The following is a 14412-nucleotide window of genomic DNA, read 5'->3' as shown; positions in this document are numbered from 1 at the left end:
CGCGGTCCCGCGTGGTAAGGCCGGGCTCACACGGGCCCGGTGGTGCCTCGGATGAGGAGTCGGGTCGCCAGCTCGGCGGCCGGCGGCAGAGGGGGCGCCTTGGGCACCCCCGGGTCGAGCCTCGCGTGCATGGTGGCGGCGGCCGCCCGCGACAGCGCGTTCACGGGCATCGCCACCGTGGTCAGGGGCGGATTGGTCATCGACGCCATCGGGATGTCGTCGAACCCGACGATGCCGAGGTCGCCGGGCACTTTCACACCGCGCTCGGTGAGCCGCGACAGCACACCGAGCCCGACGAGGTCGTTGTAGGCGAACGCCGCGGTGACGCCCGCCGCGACCACCTCGTCGGCGGCGCGGTACCCGCCGGTGAACCTCGGCTCGTACGGGCCGAGGTCCACCAGGTCGATGCCGCGTTCCGCGCAGGCCGCGCCGAGGAACTTGCGGCGCTGCCGGTTCGACCACGAGTTGGCGGGGCCGGACAGGTACGCGCACCTGCGGTGGCCGAGTGCGTGGACGTGCGCGACCGCCTGGTCCAGGCCGGGCTGGAAGTCCAGCAGGACCGAGGGGGCCGCCCGGCTGGTCCGGTAGGCGAGGACCACGCTGGTCTTGGCGGCGACGGCGCTCAGCCGCGTCCCCGACATTCGGGGGGCGCACAGGATGAGCCCGTCCACCCGCTCGACCATGGCCTCGGCCAGCCTGACCTCCGTCGCCGTGTCCTCGTCGGTGTCGGCCAGGAACACCGCGAACTCGGTGTCCCGGAAGTAGGCCTCGACACCCTTGATGAACGGGGCGAAGAACGGGTTGGCGATGTCGGGGACGATCAGCCCGACATTGCGGGTCCGCCCGAGGACCAGCGACTGGGCCGCGCGGTTCGGCTGGTAGCCGAGCCGCTCGGCGCAGTCGAGCACGCGCTGCCGGGTTTCGGCGTTCACGAGCTCCGGGGAGTTCAGCGCGCGCGAGACCGTCGAGGGGGACACCCCCGCCAGGCTCGCCACCGCCCGGATCGAGGCCCGGGTTCCGTCTGCGCTCATGGCGACGATTATGAAAACGTTTGCGGAACAGTGTCAACAGCGGGCGCGAAAAAGCCCCCGACCGCAACGTCCCCGTGATCTGGGGCGTCGCGGCCGGGGGTCTCCCCTCCCGGGGGTCTAGGCGGCGTCCCGTCCGGCCCGCTGCAGCGCGGGCTCGTCGCGGGCGTCGTCGTCGTGCACGTACCGGCGTCCGCGCAGCAGCGACACCAGCGCCGCGACCAGCGACATCGCGATGGCCAGGCTGAACACGATGACCAGGCCGTGGTGGAACGGCTCGGAGATCAGGTGCGGGAAGTACGAGCGCCCGGTGAGGGTCCGCACGTCGTCCGGCGCGAGACCGCCCAGCACATGGAACGGCGCGAGCAGGTTCTGGATCGGGTTGTAGCCGAGGAACGCGGCGAACAGCGTGCCGACCGGCGGCAGCTCGCCGACCTGCGTCGCCGGCCCGGCCGGGACGCCGTGCTGCGTCAGCCCCTGCGTGAGCGTCTTCGGCAGCGTGTCGGACAGGCCCGCGATCATCAGCGAGAAGAACACGCCGATCGACAGCACCATGCCGGCGTTGGCGAACGTGGCGCGCATGCCGGACGCGACGCCGCGCTTGTCCGCCGGCACCGAGTTCATGATCGCGGTGGTGTTCGGCGCGGCGAACAGCCCGGACCCGACCCCGTTCAGGAAGATCAGCAGCGCGAACGTGGTGTACCCGAAGTCGGTCGGGATCACCAGCAGCCCGCCGAACGCCAGCGCCGACAGCACCAGCCCGCCCGAGGCGAACGCGCGGGCGCCGTGCCGGTCCGACAGGTGCCCCGACAGCGGCCCGGCGACCAGGAACCCGGCGGTGAGCGGCAGCAGGTAGATGCCCGCCCACAGCGGCGTGTCCGCGTAGTCGTAGCCGTGCAGCGGCAGCCAGATGCCCTGCAGCCAGATGATCAGCATGAACTGCATGCCGCCGCGGGAGATCGCGGCGAGCAGCCCGGCCGCGTTCCCGGCCGTGAACGCCCGGATGCGGAACAGCGAGAGGTGGAACATCGGCTGCTCCACCTTCGTCTCGATCCAGCAGAACAACGCGAGCACCGCGATGCCGCCGATGATCCCGCCGAGCACCCACGGGTTCGTCCAGCCCATGTCGTGCCCGCCGTAGGGCTGGATGCCGTAGGTGATCGCGGCGAGCAGCGCGGTCAGCCCGACCGCGAACGTCGCGTTGCCCAGCCAGTCGATCTTCGCGGCGACCGCCCGTTTCGCGGTCTCGACGAGGCTGCGGTAGGCCCAGATCGTCCCGACGACGCCGATCGGCGCGGACGCGAAGAACACCAGCCGCCAGTTGATCTCGCTGAGCAGCCCGCCCGCGACGAGGCCGATGAACGTCCCGGCGATGCCCGCGACCTGGTTGACGCCCATCGCCATGCCCCGCCGGTCCGCCGGGAAGGCATCGGTGAGGATCGCGGCGGAATTCGCCATCAGCATGGCGCCGCCGATCCCCTGGAACACCCGCCAGCCGATGAGCCAGAGCGCCCCGGCGCTCTCGTGCAGCGGATCGAGCGCCAGCAGGAGCGTCCCGACCGTGAACACGGCGAATCCGGCGTTGTACATCCGGACGCGTCCGAACATGTCCCCGAGCCGGCCGAGCGTGACCACCAGCACCGCGGAGACGAGCATGTAGCCCATCAGGATCCACAGCAGGTAACTGACATTGCCCGGTTCCAGCGGATTCAGGTGGATGCCCCGGAAGATCGCCGGCAGCGAAATGATCACGATCGAGGAGTTGACCGTGGCCAGCAGCATGCCGAGCGTCGTGTTGCTCAGCGCGACCCACGGATAATGCTTGGACGGCACGCCGACCCCACCCCCCGTCAGATAGTTTCCTGCGCTAACTAAGCATAAACCCGGCGTTCGGCGCCAGCCCGAAAAAGGGTCCGTATCGGTCACCTCCGGGCCCGTACGCCCTCCCCCTGCCGGCCTGGACGCCACCGCCCGCAGCCCGGAAACCGGCGGCCGTCTAGGATCCGACCGATGAACGGCAAACACCGGCTGGCCCTCGACGACGAACGCCTGATCGCGTTCTTCCGCGAACGCCATATCTGCACCCTGGTCACCGTCCGCCCGGACGGCACCCCGCACGCCGTCCCGGTGGGCGCCACCCTGGACTCGGGCACGGTCCGCGTGATCACCTCGTCCAGTTCGGCGAAGGCCCGCCACGTCCGCCACGCGGGCGAGGATGGCCTCCCGGTCGCCGTGACGCAGGTCGACGGCCGCCGCTGGGCCACCATCGAGGGCCGGGCCGTCCTGAAAACGGACGCGGCCTCCGTGGCCGATGCCGAGCACCGCTACACGGCCCGCTACAAGCCCCCGCGCCCCAACCCGACCCGAGTGGTCATCGAAATCACCGCCACCCGAGCCCTGGGCAACCTCTGACCCCAGGCGAGCGGCTCAGTCGCCGGGCGCCCGGCGCTGAAGTGCGACAACGTCCCGCCGCCGCTGCCGGAGGTACCAGCTTCCCGCGTCGTCCGGAACGATGGCCGCCCTCGCGACGGCGACCTCGTCACCCGCCAGTTCCGCGACGACCTCCCCGCGCGGCGAGACCACCATGCTCGGGCATTGCCGATGAGGGGCGGCGACGTTGGCGGCGATCACCCACCGCTGGTTCTCGGCGGCCCGGCTGATCAGGTGGCTCCGCCAGACTCCCGGAGGCTCCCCCGGGTTGGCGGCGTGCGTGAGATAGACGAACACCTGCGCCCCCACATCGGCAAGGCACTGCCACTGCTCCGGAAACCGGATCTCCCGGCAGATCTGGACGCCGACCGTGACCGGCACATCGCCCACACGCACCTCCAGTGTGGGGAGATCGTCCCCTGCCGCCAGCAGACCGCGCTCGTTCATCGCCAGGTTGATCTTCTTGTACGTCCATCGGCGGCCGGACGGCGCGAAGTAGAGGGCGGCGTTCCACCAGGCGCCGTCCTCGTGAATCAGCGAGCCGCAGAACACATGAACGGCACGCTCACGCGCGAGTTTCGCAACGTCCTCGAGCGCACAGGCGAGAAGGCTCGGATCAAGATTCTCCAGCGGCGCAAGGTCGGCGCCATAACCGGACAAGGCCCCCTCGGGAAACACGACGACCTCACCCGGCCGAGCGTCGTCCAGGACGCGCGCAATACTCGCCAGATTCTGCTCGACATCCCAGGTGACAGCGACCTGCGCAGCGGTGACCGAAATCTCCACGGCTCGCGCACTCCCCTTCGAATATCGCGGTTCCGGGGTCACCGCACGGGCTGATCTTGGATTCGCTAAAAGCTGTCCCGTAATGATGGAGGGTGCGGCCGAGCGTGCCGCCGGTGACGCGGTAGGTCCCGTCTGGGTGTGGGTGGCCACTGCCGGCGGCTGCGGGACGGCTGGTCCCGCCCTGGCCGGACACCGCGCGGCGCCAGCATCTCCGCACTTGAAGCTCTCCGCGCCGAGGTGGCCGAACTGGCCGCCGAGCACGCGCCACGCCTCTTCGCCCTCTGCTGGACCGACGCCGAGGCCGACGATGGCGGCATCCTCGGATGGGGGCTCGAAGTCCGCGAAGGGCACGTCATCGTCTGCGGCGACTCGGGAAGTCGCATCCTCGGGCGGTGCTCGTCCGCCGACCAGGCACGCCGGTCGTTCGGTCGCTCGCGGAGTGTGGAGGTCGTCTGGCTGGACGGACGGAAGAGGGGCGCACTCCCCTCCCGCGCGGTCAAGGCCAAGTGAGTTCACCCGTCTGCCCTCGTCGCCCACCGCCGGTCCGTACAGGCCGATTGCGAGGGGGCGTTCTATGCCTCGTCAAGGAGGCGGGACGCCAGGTCGCGCAGTTCGCGGTCATCGGTGAAAGCACGCCAGCCGGTGCCGTAGTGGTGGCGCCGGTCGGACGAGAGGATCGTCCGCGCGGCCCGCCGCACGTCCGAGGCGACCGGGCGGATCTCAGCGAGATACCGCATGGCCGCCCAGCGCACCGGGAGATATCTGCCTGCCGCCAATTCATGCACATGCGTCGCCAGTACGAGTTCGGCGGCCTCGGCGTTCCCGGTGACCCGCCGGTACGCGTTCGCCGCCTCCACCCTCGTCCAGTCGGCTCTCACGTCGAGGAGCATCCGCAGGCGGTCGGCGCGGGCGGCGGCGAGCGGCCCGAGGTCAGCGACGCAGCGCAGTTGAGCGAGGGGGCTCGGATCGACCCCCTCGCCCAGCACAGCGAGCAACCCGGCGGGGTCGCCGGTGACCTTCCACAGGGCCCACGGAAGGACGGTCCTCGCCTGCCGCGCGACCCACGGGTTCTCCGAGGCGAGCGGCGCGGCCAGGACCGGTGCCGCGTCGGCTGCGGCGGGGCCGAGGGCGGCGAGCGCGCGGGCGGCCTCGACCGTCGCGTCGGTCCCGAAGGACGAGTTCCGGGACGGCGGGCGCGGCCGCCGCGCCCCACTCCGCCAGCGCCTCCGCGAGGCCGCGCGCGATGTCCGGTTCGGCGAGGCGGGCGCGGATCGCGGGCAGCAGGGCCTCGGCGTGCTCGCTCAGCGGGGCCAGCAGGGTGCGCAGCGGCGGCGGCATGGTCGTGAAGGGGCCGGACGGCCCGAACCCGTCTCCCCCGAAGCGCGGGTTGCCGGCGAGGCGGTCGAGAAGGCGCGGAAGGCAGCGGGGGTCGTTCCGGCGGGCCAGGCCTCAGGCGGCGAGGTCGGCGATCTGGCCGTCACCGTGCCGGGACAGGCGCGCGTCGTCGTCCAGGCGGGCGGCGAGCAGGTCGGTGTCTCCCTCGTCGAGGGCGGCGAGCAGGTGGGTCGCGTGGGCGCGGACCGCAGGCGACTCATCGGTGGAGCACTGGACGAGGCCGGGCAGGAGCCGCATGACCGGTGAACGCGCCGCGCTCAGGACGTCCGCGGCGATTTTCACGGCTCCGATCCGCCGATCGCCGTCACCGTCGCCGAGGAACGCGGCGGCCAGTTCCGTGCAGGCGGCGGTGTCGTCCTGCAGGCGGTGGCCGAGCCAGCCGAGCAGGCGAGCGGCCCGGCCGCCGTAGAACTCCCGCAGGTCCGCGGGCATGTCCTCGACCCATGGCGTGTCCCGCCAAACGCTGATGTCACCGCGCACGGCCGCCACGAGCGCCCCGAGGTCGGGGCGCTGCGCGCGGACGGCCTTCGCGAGCGCCATCTCGGCGGCCATCCCGATCTGGGCGTCACCGTGGCGGCGGAGGTCGCGCAGCCAGAGAAGCGCCTCGGGCAGGACCCCGGCGGTGCAGCCTCCGGCGAGTTCACCGGTCGCGATGATGAGCCCGAGCCGCACCGCGCCGTCGTCCTCGACGTCCCATCGCGCCCGCAGCGCGGGGACGACGGTGTCGGCGTCGGCGCGTGCGTCGGACAGCGTGCTCGTCAGCTCCCGCCGCACCGAAACGTCCGGATCGTCCAGCAGTGCCAGGACGCGGGGCAGGGCCGCGGCCCAGGCGTCCGGCCAGCCGTCGTCCACCCAGGACGGGGACACGATGTTCGCCTCGTCGACGAGGCGGCCGATCAGCTCCAGCAGGCCGGGCCGCACCGGCACGGCGGGGTCGCCCGCCAGCGCGACCAGGTAGGGAAGTGCGGCGCGGGCGGCGGAGAAGACGATCCCGCCCTGGTGGTAGATCTTGCCGTCGAGGTCGTCGAGCGCGCCGGCCGGGTCGGGGCCCTCGACGATGCCGCGCAGCAGATCGGGCACGTCGCCGGCCTGGCCGTAGGCGTGCCGGAGTGCCGTCCAGTCGATCTCGTCCAGGCCATCGAGCAGCGTCACAGTTCGGAGATCATTCCATCTCTCCGGTGTAGGCGGCGATGGTGCGGTCCGCGGAGGCGCGGGCGGTGGCCTCGTCGGCGCCGGAGGCGACGTGGGCGGCGAACCACGCCTCGCCGCTCTGCCTGCTGAACTCCTTGCCCTCGCCGGTCGTGGACCAGTCGGGGCCGACCTCGTCCGGGGCGCTCTCGCCGGTCGCGAGGTGCAGGGCGAGGCCGAGCAGGCCCATGTCCCAGCCGATGCCGACGGCGCCGGGGCCGAACTGGTCCCACATGGCGTCGTCGACGTGGGCGATGTGCTCCAGTTCGAAGCGCGCCCGGCCGTCCGGCTCGGGGGTCAGCCGGACCTCGATCCAGGACGTCTGCCCGCCGTACTCCCAGGTCGCGGAGTAGCTCTTGGGCGGGTCGCAGGTCTCGATCGTCCCGCCGGCGTTGCCCTCGAGCTGGTAGCGGCCGCCGAGCCGGAGGTCGCCGGAGACCGGCAGGAACCAGCGCGGGATCCGCTCGGGGTTGGTGACGGCGTCCCACAGGTCCTCGACGCCGGTGTCGTAGACCTGGCTGATCGTCGACGTCCGCGCGGTGCCTGCCTCCAGCACCCGCTCGCCGACCTTGCGGCGTACCGCGTTGATCTGCCCCGTGGCTTCGATCATGTCTCGCTCCCTGGGTCGTGGCGGCGTGCGCGCCTGCCCCGGGCGATCTCGGTCGCCAGGGCGTCGAGATGCGGCGTCCAGAACCGGCGGAAGCGGTCGAGCCAGGCGTCGACCTCCTGCAGGGGCGCGGCGTCGACGGCGTAGAGCCGCCGGGTCCCCTCCGCCCGCACCACCGCGAACCCGCTGTCGCGGAGCACCTTCAGATGCTGCGACACCGCGGGCTGCGAGATCCCGAACTCCTCCCGGACGACCGCCGTCACCTCGCCGGACGACCGCTCGCCGTCGGCGAGCAGCTCCAGGATCCGGCGCCGCACCGGGTCGCCGAGGACATCGAACGCGTGCACGGACCCCAAGATACAGGCTCGGCTTATATAAGCCAAGCCTTAGGAGGCGTTCAGCGTCCGGCGAGGAGCTGCTCGAAGGGGACGGGGTCGTCGTACGGGTCGTCCTTCACCGGGGCGGGACGGGCCTCCATGAGCGCGGCGAGTTCGGCGCCGGCGCGGGCGATGCGGTCGGGGAGGGCGCTCTCGCCGCTCCCCCAGTCCTCGGACGCGGCGTAGACGGCGGTCGGGGCGACCGTCGTGCGCAGGTACGCGAACAGCGGCCGCATCGCGTAGTCGATCGCCAGCGAGTGGCGGGCGGTGCCGCCGGTCGCGCCCAGCAGGACGGGCTTGCCGTCGAGCGAGTCCCGGTCGAGGACGTCGAAGAACGTCTTGAACAGGCCGGTGTAGGACGCGTTGAAGACGGGCGTCACGGCGATGAGGCCGTCGGCGTTCGTCACGGTCTCGACGGCGGCGCGGAACGGCCCGGACGGGAAGCCGGTCAGCGTCGCGTCGACCATGGCGTGCGCGTGGTCGCGCAGCTCGATCGTCTCGACGGCGGCGTCCGCCCCAAGGGCCTCGGACGCGGCCGCGGCGAGCCGGTCGGCGAGCAGCCGGGTGGACGACGGCTGCCCGAGACCGGCCGAGACGACGGCGAGAGTGTTCATCGGACCTCCTCGACGAGGCCGGACGCGTGGGTCGGGGCGGTGGCGGGGACGTGCGCGGGGCGCAGCGCCTCGAACTCCTTGCGCAGCACCGGGACGACCTCCTCGCCGAGCATGTCGATCTGCTCCAGGACGGTCTTCAGCGGCAGCCCCGCGTGGTCCATCAGGAACAGCTGCCGCTGGTAGTCGCCGAAGTGGTCGCGGAACGAGAGGGTCTTCTCGATGACCTGCTGCGGGCTGCCGACCGTGAGCGGCGTCTCGGCGGTGAACTCCTCCAGCGACGGGCCGTGCCCGTAGACGGGGGCGCTGTCGAAGTACGGGCGGAACTCTCGGACGGCGTCCTGGGAGTTCTTCCGCACGAACACCTGCCCGCCGAGCCCGACGATCGCCTGGTCGGCGGAGCCGTGCCCGTAGTGCTCGAAGCGCTGCCGGTACAGGGCGATGAGGCGCTGGAAGTGCTCCTTGGGCCAGAAGATGTGGTTGGCGAAGAACCCGTCGCCGTAGTAGGCGGCCTGCTCGGCGATCTCCGGGCTGCGGATCGAGCCGTGCCACACGAACGGCGGGACGCCGTCCAGCGGGCGCGGCGTCGAGGTGAACGACTGCAGCGGGGTGCGGTACTTGCCCTCCCAGTCGACGGCGTCCTCGCGCCAGAGCCGGTGCAGGAGGTGGTAGTTCTCGATGGCGAGCGGGATGCCGTCGCGGATGTCCTTGCCGAACCACGGGTAGACGGGGCCGGTGTTGCCGCGCCCCATCATCAGGTCCACCCGGCCGTCGGCCAGGTGCTGCAGCATCGCGAAGTCCTCGGCGATCTTCACCGGGTCGTTGGTGGTGATCAGCGTGGTCGCGGTGGACAGGATGAGCCGCTCGGTCCGGGCCGCGATGTAGCCGAGCATCGTCGTCGGCGAGGACGGCACGAACGGCGGGTTGTGGTGCTCGCCGGTCGCGAAGACGTCCAGCCCGGCCTCCTCGGCCCTGAGCGCGATCGCCACCATCGCCTTGATCCGCTCGGCCTCGGTGGGGACGCGGCCGGTGGTGGGGTCGGGGGTGACGTCGCCGACCGAGAAGATCCCGAACTGCATGGCGGCCTCCGAAATAGTAGAACGTTCAATCATTCTACCGGAACCACGCGGCGCGAGATCGTATTCCGGACGCGTCAGGCGGCGTCCCCGACGGCCCGTTCGAGCGCGTCGACCAGCCAGGTGTTGAGCGTCCCGGCGGGCGCGGGCTCCCCGGTGACCTCCCCGGACAGCGTCCAGTAGCGGCGCAGGCGCGGGTCCTGCTCCATGGCGACGGCGGGCAGCAGGGCGCGCCGGAAGCGCGGGGTGTCGCGTTCGCCCCGGCCCTCCGCGTGCGCCGCGACGAAGCGGTCCAGGGCGGGCCCGGGGCCCGGCTCGCGGCCCGCGATCACCAGCGGCGCGGCCAGCGCCCCGGCCTCGCCGAGCCCGGCGATCAGCGCCGGCTCGTCCCGCACCCGCTCGGCGTTCACCCGGCCGAGGGCGCGCAGCTCGCGCAGGAGCGGCCGGTCGCCCGCCACCGCGACCATCCCGGCGTAGGCGACGACCTGCTCCGGCGCCGGATCGGCCGGCGGTTCGGGGACGCTCAGCTCCAGGAACGCCCGCATCGCCGCGTCCGGCAGCGGGACGAGGACGCGGCGGCGCCAGAACTCCAGCAGGACGTCCCGCGCGGCCGGGCCGTCCTGCACGGCGGCGAGCAGGTCGAGGCGGGCGGCGCGGTCGGCCGGTCCGGCGTCCTCGACCGCGCGCAGCGAGGCGCGGCGCCAGGTGAGGGCGGCCAGCTCGGCGTCGGCGGCGCGGCGTTCGGCGGCGACGGCCTCCGCCAGCGAGCGCTCCCCGGTGAGGACGGCCGCGGCGGCGGGCAGGCCGAGCCCGAGGGCGCGCAGCCGCCGGACGAGGCGGAGCCGGTCCACCGCCGAGCGGTCGAACCGCCGGTGGCCGCCCGCGCTGCGTCCCGGCTCGAGGACGCCCTCGTCGCAGTAGAAGCGGATCGTGCGCACCGGCACGCCGGTCAGCGCGGCCAGGTCGCCGATCCCGAGCGGGGCGCCGCCGGGGGGAGTGTCGTCCGTCACACCTGGTTGAACCTCCAGCCGACTGGAAGTCCTACCTTACGGGCACGACAGCGGATCCACAGGAGGGAGACGACCGTGCTGGACGCCGGACGGATGAAGGAGGGCCTGCGCGAGCACGCCCGCGGGCTCGCCGGGGCGGCCTCGGGAGCCGACCCGGCGGCGCGGGTCCCGGCCTGCCCGGACTGGACGCTGCGGGACCTGGTCGGACACGTCGGCCAGGCGTACCGGTGGGCGACCCATCTGGTGCGGACCGGCGGCACCGACGTGCTGAACGAGCTGCCCCGCACGCCGCCGGACTCCCCCGCCGACTGGCCCGGCTGGCTCGGCACCGGCGCGGAGGAGCTGATCGAAGCGTTCGACGCGGAACCGGACGGGTCGGTCGAGCACCCTCTTCTCGGGACGTGGCCGACCGTCATGTGGGTGCGCCGGATGGCGAACGAGAGCGTCGTCCACCACGCCGACGCGGCGCTCACCGCAGGGACGCCGTTCACGGTGGCGCCCGACCTCGCCGAGGACGCGATCACCGAGTTCCTCGGGCTGCTCACGGCCGTGACGGCGGCGGAGCACAAGCCCGAGCTGGCCGAACTGCGCGGGAACGGCGAGACGCTGTGCCTGCGTCCGGCCGAGCCGTCCCTGCCGGGCTGGCTGATCACCCGCACGCCCGAGGGGCCGGTCTGGGAGCACGGCGCCCGGGACGCGGACATGACCGCCGGCGGGCCCGTCCGGGACCTGCTGCTGGTGTTCGCCAGGCGCCTCGCCCCCGCCGGCGCCCGCGAGTTGACGGTGACGGGCGACGCGTCCCTGCTGGATCACTGGCTCGCCCGCACGGCGGTCTAGCCGGTACGCGGCCGCGCCCGGTCAGGCGGGGGCGTCGGCGGGGGCGAGGACGGCCTGGATCTCCAGCCCGATGGTGATCTCGTCGCCGAGCATGACCCGGTCGCCCTGCAGCGGGACGTTGAACTCGATGCCGAAGTCGCGGCGGCTGATCGCGGCGGTCGCGGTGAAGCCGGCCCGGGTCCCGCCCCACGGGTCCGGGCCGACGCCGTGGAACTCGGTGAGCAACCGGACCGGACGGGTCACGTCCTTGATCGTCAGGTCGCCGGCGAGGTGGTAGCGGGGGGTGCGGGCCCGGCGGCCGACGGTGGCGGGCTCGACGCCGGCGCCGGTGAAGACCATGACCGGATGCCGCTGCACGTCCAGGAAGTCGGCGGAGCGGACGTGCTCGTCCCGCTCGGCGCTGCGGGTGTCGATCGAGCCCATCCTGATCTCCGCCCGCGCGGTGGAGTCGAGCGGGTCCGCGCCGATCACGACCTCGCCGCCGAAGTCCGGGAACGACCCGCGCACCGTGGTCATCAGGTGCCGGATCGTGAACGTGATCTCGGAGTGGACCGGGTCGATGGTCCAGCGGCCGGCTCCGAGGTCGGACACCTCGACACCCATGACAATCCCCCCAAATAAGTGACAACCAGGAAAAACTACCCGAAATCCCAACTGGTCTGAGGGGCCACTGTGGGGGAATGCTCGGGGGCATGATCGGTGAACACGTCCTCGCCGGATACGTCCCGGACGCCGGCGGCCGGGAGGCGCTCGACCTCGCGCGCGCCATCGTCGCGCTGACCGGCGGCCGGCTGAGCGTGGCGACCGTCCACCCGCCGGACCTGCCGGCCGCCGCCGGCGAGGCCCGGACCGCGCTGGACCAGCTCGCCGACCTCCTGGACGAGCAGCCCGCCGACCTGCTCGCCCAGGAGGGGCGCAGCGTCGGGCGCGGGCTCACCGTGCTCGCCAGCCGGATCGGCGCCGACCTGATCGTCGTCGGCTCCCCCGAGGGCGGCGCGCGGGGCCGTATCGGCGTCGGCGCGGCCGCCGACCACCTGCTGCACTCGGCGACCGAGGCCGTGATGCTCACCCCGTCCGGGTACGGCCCGCCGGACGAGCTCGGCCGGATCACCGTCATGTACGTCCGGCGGCCCCAGTGCGACGAGGCCGTCATCCGCGCCGCGCAGGCCGCCGAGCGCCTGGAGGTCCCGCTGCGGCTGGTCACGCTGGCGGTCGGGGACGTGGCCGCCGACCCGCTCCGCGACGACCTCGCGCTCGCCATCCGGCTCGCCCTGGACTCCGCCGACCTGCTCCCCGAGGAGGTGTCCGCGGAACTCGCCGAGGGCGACGACGTCGCCGACGCCCTGGACGACGTGGACTGGCCCGAGGGCGAACTCCTCGTCTGCGCGTCCAGCGAGGACGCCGCCGCCCACCGCGTCTTCCTGGGCGAGGTCGCCCTCAAGGTGCTGCGGGCGGCGCCGTGCCCGGTCACCGTCCTCCCGCGTGGCTACTACTGAGTAGTCCGTTTTGACCGTTTACCCGGAACGGCTTGCCGCCCACCGTTTACCTGGACTACATTCCGTCGAGATCGGAACGTGACCATTGGAACGGAGCACGTTCGTCCCCCGGTCCGGCGCACCCTGCCCGGACGAGCGAGGCGCAGGGAGCGAGATGGACCCGATCGGCGGCAAGCTGCTCGACATCGCCAAGACCGAACTCGGCTACACCGAGAAGGGCGACGGCTACACCAAGTTCGGCGAGTGGTACCGCAAGAACGTCGACGGCGACCACGACGCGTACTTCTCCACCGCGCCCTGGTGCGACATGTTCCTCGCCTGGGCCGCCGACAAGGCCGACGTCACCGACCAGGCCGGGCAGTTCGCCTCCACCGTCGAGCACGCCAAGTGGTTCAAGAAGCACGACGCCTGGGGCCACGACCCCGAACCCGGAGCCATCGTCTTCTACGACTGGAACGGCTCCGGCGACATGGACCAGATCGACCACGTCGGCATCGTCGAGAAGGTCGACGGGCACACCCTCCACACCATCGAGGGCAACGCCGAGGGCTACAAGCTCATGCGCAAGACCCGCGACACCGGCACCGTCGTCGGCTACGGCTACCCGTCCAAGGTCAAGGCCGTGGCCAAGTACGCCCCCAAGCACGCCGCCCCCGCCACCACCGTCGACAAGGTCGGCGGCCCCGTCACGTCCACGCACACCCACGAGGCCGAGCACAACGGCGCCGCCGAGCAGCTGCCCGCGCAGGACGTCGTCCTCGGCGGCATCCTCGCCTTCATCCTCTGCGGCACCGTCGCCCTCGCCGCCGGCCGCGCCGCCGCCGCGAAGGCCCCCACCTCGCCGCCCATCCGCGTCCGCAAGCGCGGCAAGCACCACCGCCCGTCCACCCCCGCCGCCCTCCCCGCCGGCGTCACCCCCGCCGACCTCGACGCGGCCGACGCCGGCACCACCCTCATGCCCGCCATCTCCCTCGCCGCCGCCCACGCCGCCGAGGACCGCGAGTTCTGGGGCCGCATCGCCCACCTCGAAGAGGACAGGGAACTCGACTTCTGGAACACCCTCCACGCCGAGCTCACCGACTCCGAGCCCGCGCAGTACGCGAGCACTCCAGGATTCCGCTAGAGTTGTCCGTGCGAGCCCAGGGGGGCGACCCCCGGGCACGACACGCGGACGTGGCTCAGTTGGTAGAGCATCACCTTGCCAAGGTGAGGGTCGCGGGTTCGAATCCCGTCGTCCGCTCTGAGAGGCCCCATCAGGTCTCGCTCTGGTGGAGTGGCCGAGAGGCGAGGCAACGGCCTGCAAAGCCGTGTACACGGGTTCAAATCCCGTCTCCACCTCGCAGCACACGCACGGGCGATTAGCTCAGTGGGAGAGCGCTACCTTGACACGGTAGAGGCCACTGGTTCAATCCCAGTATCGCCCACGAGTCGGGCTCTGGTGCTCGCCGTCCTTCGGGCGGCTTCGCCGGGGCCCGCAGTGTTTTCCCGGGGGGCGACCCCCGGACCCCCGCTGTGGGGGCTCCGCCCCCACGCCCCCTTCCGGCCGAGCGTGGGGCATCTCTGGCTTCGCG

General features: G+C 72.5%; 16 protein-coding genes and 3 tRNA genes. 8 read left to right on the top strand and 11 right to left on the bottom strand.

Annotated features, from left to right (window positions below):
- Positions 1 to 26: 26 nt before the first annotated feature.
- Both ABZ806_RS14440 and ABZ806_RS14435 read right to left on the bottom strand, forming a co-directional pair.
- Positions 27 to 1031, bottom strand: coding sequence for a LacI family DNA-binding transcriptional regulator (locus ABZ806_RS14440; protein WP_500217680.1), 1005 nt, complete (start codon positions 1029 to 1031; stop codon positions 27 to 29).
- A 117-nt stretch (positions 1032 to 1148) separates the two neighbouring features.
- Complete coding sequence (locus tag ABZ806_RS14435; protein WP_500217678.1) at positions 1149 to 2861, bottom strand: MFS transporter; 1713 nt, start codon at positions 2859 to 2861, stop codon at positions 1149 to 1151.
- 177 nt (positions 2862 to 3038) lie between these two features.
- Here ABZ806_RS14435 and ABZ806_RS14430 point away from each other — a divergent pair, with 177 nt between their 5' ends.
- On the top strand, positions 3039 to 3440 hold the full coding sequence (locus ABZ806_RS14430) for a PPOX class F420-dependent oxidoreductase (RefSeq protein WP_500217676.1): 402 nt from the start codon (positions 3039 to 3041) through the stop codon (positions 3438 to 3440).
- A gap of 15 nt (positions 3441 to 3455) precedes the next feature.
- On the opposite strand, the gene ABZ806_RS14425 is transcribed toward ABZ806_RS14430, so the two are convergent.
- A complete protein-coding gene (locus ABZ806_RS14425; RefSeq protein ID WP_500217674.1) occupies positions 3456 to 4244 on the bottom strand; it encodes a carbon-nitrogen hydrolase family protein in 789 nt (262 codons plus the stop codon).
- A 138-nt stretch (positions 4245 to 4382) separates the two neighbouring features.
- Here ABZ806_RS14425 and ABZ806_RS14420 point away from each other — a divergent pair, with 138 nt between their 5' ends.
- On the top strand, positions 4383 to 4754 hold the full coding sequence (locus ABZ806_RS14420) for a hypothetical protein (RefSeq protein WP_500217672.1): 372 nt from the start codon (positions 4383 to 4385) through the stop codon (positions 4752 to 4754).
- A gap of 62 nt (positions 4755 to 4816) precedes the next feature.
- On the opposite strand, the gene ABZ806_RS14415 is transcribed toward ABZ806_RS14420, so the two are convergent.
- The 7 genes from ABZ806_RS14415 to ABZ806_RS14385 all read right to left on the bottom strand — a co-directional run bounded on the left by ABZ806_RS14415 (position 4817) and on the right by ABZ806_RS14385 (position 10508).
- Positions 4817 to 5239, bottom strand: a complete 423-nt coding sequence (locus ABZ806_RS14415; RefSeq protein WP_500217671.1) for a hypothetical protein — start codon at positions 5237 to 5239, stop codon at positions 4817 to 4819.
- Positions 5240 to 5693: 454 nt separating this feature from the next.
- Complete coding sequence (locus ABZ806_RS14410) at positions 5694 to 6791, bottom strand: hypothetical protein (RefSeq protein ID WP_500217669.1); 1098 nt, start codon at positions 6789 to 6791, stop codon at positions 5694 to 5696.
- Between the two features lie 10 nt (positions 6792 to 6801).
- A complete protein-coding gene (locus ABZ806_RS14405) occupies positions 6802 to 7437 on the bottom strand; it encodes an SRPBCC family protein (protein ID WP_500217667.1) in 636 nt (211 codons plus the stop codon).
- On the bottom strand, positions 7434 to 7781 hold the full coding sequence (locus ABZ806_RS14400; protein ID WP_500217665.1) for an ArsR/SmtB family transcription factor: 348 nt from the start codon (positions 7779 to 7781) through the stop codon (positions 7434 to 7436). Before ABZ806_RS14400 ends, ABZ806_RS14405 begins: the two co-directional genes overlap by 4 nt.
- 50 nt (positions 7782 to 7831) lie before the next feature.
- Positions 7832 to 8425 (bottom strand): FMN reductase, encoded by a 594-nt coding sequence (locus tag ABZ806_RS14395; protein WP_500217663.1) that lies wholly within the window; start codon positions 8423 to 8425, stop codon positions 7832 to 7834.
- Positions 8422 to 9501, bottom strand: a complete 1080-nt coding sequence (locus ABZ806_RS14390; RefSeq protein ID WP_500217661.1) for an LLM class flavin-dependent oxidoreductase — start codon at positions 9499 to 9501, stop codon at positions 8422 to 8424. Before ABZ806_RS14390 ends, ABZ806_RS14395 begins: the two co-directional genes overlap by 4 nt.
- A gap of 74 nt (positions 9502 to 9575) precedes the next feature.
- Positions 9576 to 10508 (bottom strand): MerR family transcriptional regulator, encoded by a 933-nt coding sequence (locus ABZ806_RS14385; RefSeq protein ID WP_500217659.1) that lies wholly within the window; start codon positions 10506 to 10508, stop codon positions 9576 to 9578.
- A gap of 75 nt (positions 10509 to 10583) precedes the next feature.
- Between ABZ806_RS14385 and ABZ806_RS14380 the strand changes: the two genes are divergently transcribed.
- A complete protein-coding gene (locus tag ABZ806_RS14380; protein ID WP_500217657.1) occupies positions 10584 to 11345 on the top strand; it encodes a maleylpyruvate isomerase family mycothiol-dependent enzyme in 762 nt (253 codons plus the stop codon).
- Between the two features lie 21 nt (positions 11346 to 11366).
- Here ABZ806_RS14380 and ABZ806_RS14375 read toward each other — a convergent pair whose 3' ends face one another.
- Entirely contained in the window at positions 11367 to 11948 is a 582-nt protein-coding gene (locus ABZ806_RS14375) for a YceI family protein (RefSeq protein ID WP_500217655.1), read from the bottom strand.
- Between the two features lie 89 nt (positions 11949 to 12037).
- On the opposite strand from ABZ806_RS14375, the gene ABZ806_RS14370 reads away from it, so the two are divergent.
- The 5 genes from ABZ806_RS14370 (at position 12038) to ABZ806_RS14350 (ending at position 14265) form a co-directional block, all read left to right on the top strand.
- Positions 12038 to 12841 carry a universal stress protein gene (locus ABZ806_RS14370; RefSeq protein WP_500217653.1) on the top strand — a complete coding sequence of 268 codons (804 nt, stop codon included), beginning with the start codon at positions 12038 to 12040 and terminating at the stop codon, positions 12839 to 12841.
- Between the two features lie 154 nt (positions 12842 to 12995).
- Positions 12996 to 13964 carry a CHAP domain-containing protein gene (locus tag ABZ806_RS14365; RefSeq protein WP_500217651.1) on the top strand — a complete coding sequence of 323 codons (969 nt, stop codon included), beginning with the start codon at positions 12996 to 12998 and terminating at the stop codon, positions 13962 to 13964.
- Between the two features lie 44 nt (positions 13965 to 14008).
- Positions 14009 to 14081: transfer RNA gene (locus tag ABZ806_RS14360), tRNA-Gly, on the top strand.
- Between the two features lie 27 nt (positions 14082 to 14108).
- Positions 14109 to 14179, top strand: a tRNA-Cys gene (locus ABZ806_RS14355).
- Between the two features lie 14 nt (positions 14180 to 14193).
- A tRNA-Val gene (locus tag ABZ806_RS14350) sits at positions 14194 to 14265 on the top strand.
- Positions 14266 to 14412 lie beyond the last annotated feature (147 nt).

This window comes from Spirillospora sp. NPDC047418, assembly GCF_040643275.1.
Classification (GTDB): domain Bacteria; phylum Actinomycetota; class Actinomycetes; order Streptosporangiales; family Streptosporangiaceae; genus Spirillospora.
The sequence above is the reverse complement of the archived record's forward strand: the minus strand, read 5'-3'. Positions and strand labels throughout refer to the sequence as shown.

Coding starts and splice junctions, on each gene's coding strand:
- ABZ806_RS14440 (WP_500217680.1), bottom strand. CDS start 1,031: ATGAGCGCAGACGGAACCCGGGCCTCGATCCGGGCGGTGGCGAGCCTG.
- ABZ806_RS14430 (WP_500217676.1), top strand. CDS start 3,039: ATGAACGGCAAACACCGGCTGGCCCTCGACGACGAACGCCTGATCGCG.
- ABZ806_RS14405 (WP_500217667.1), bottom strand. CDS start 7,437: ATGATCGAAGCCACGGGGCAGATCAACGCGGTACGCCGCAAGGTCGGC.
- ABZ806_RS14395 (WP_500217663.1), bottom strand. CDS start 8,425: ATGAACACTCTCGCCGTCGTCTCGGCCGGTCTCGGGCAGCCGTCGTCC.
- ABZ806_RS14390 (WP_500217661.1), bottom strand. CDS start 9,501: ATGCAGTTCGGGATCTTCTCGGTCGGCGACGTCACCCCCGACCCCACC.
- ABZ806_RS14375 (WP_500217655.1), bottom strand. CDS start 11,948: ATGGGTGTCGAGGTGTCCGACCTCGGAGCCGGCCGCTGGACCATCGAC.
- ABZ806_RS14370 (WP_500217653.1), top strand. CDS start 12,038: ATGATCGGTGAACACGTCCTCGCCGGATACGTCCCGGACGCCGGCGGC.
- ABZ806_RS14365 (WP_500217651.1), top strand. CDS start 12,996: ATGGACCCGATCGGCGGCAAGCTGCTCGACATCGCCAAGACCGAACTC.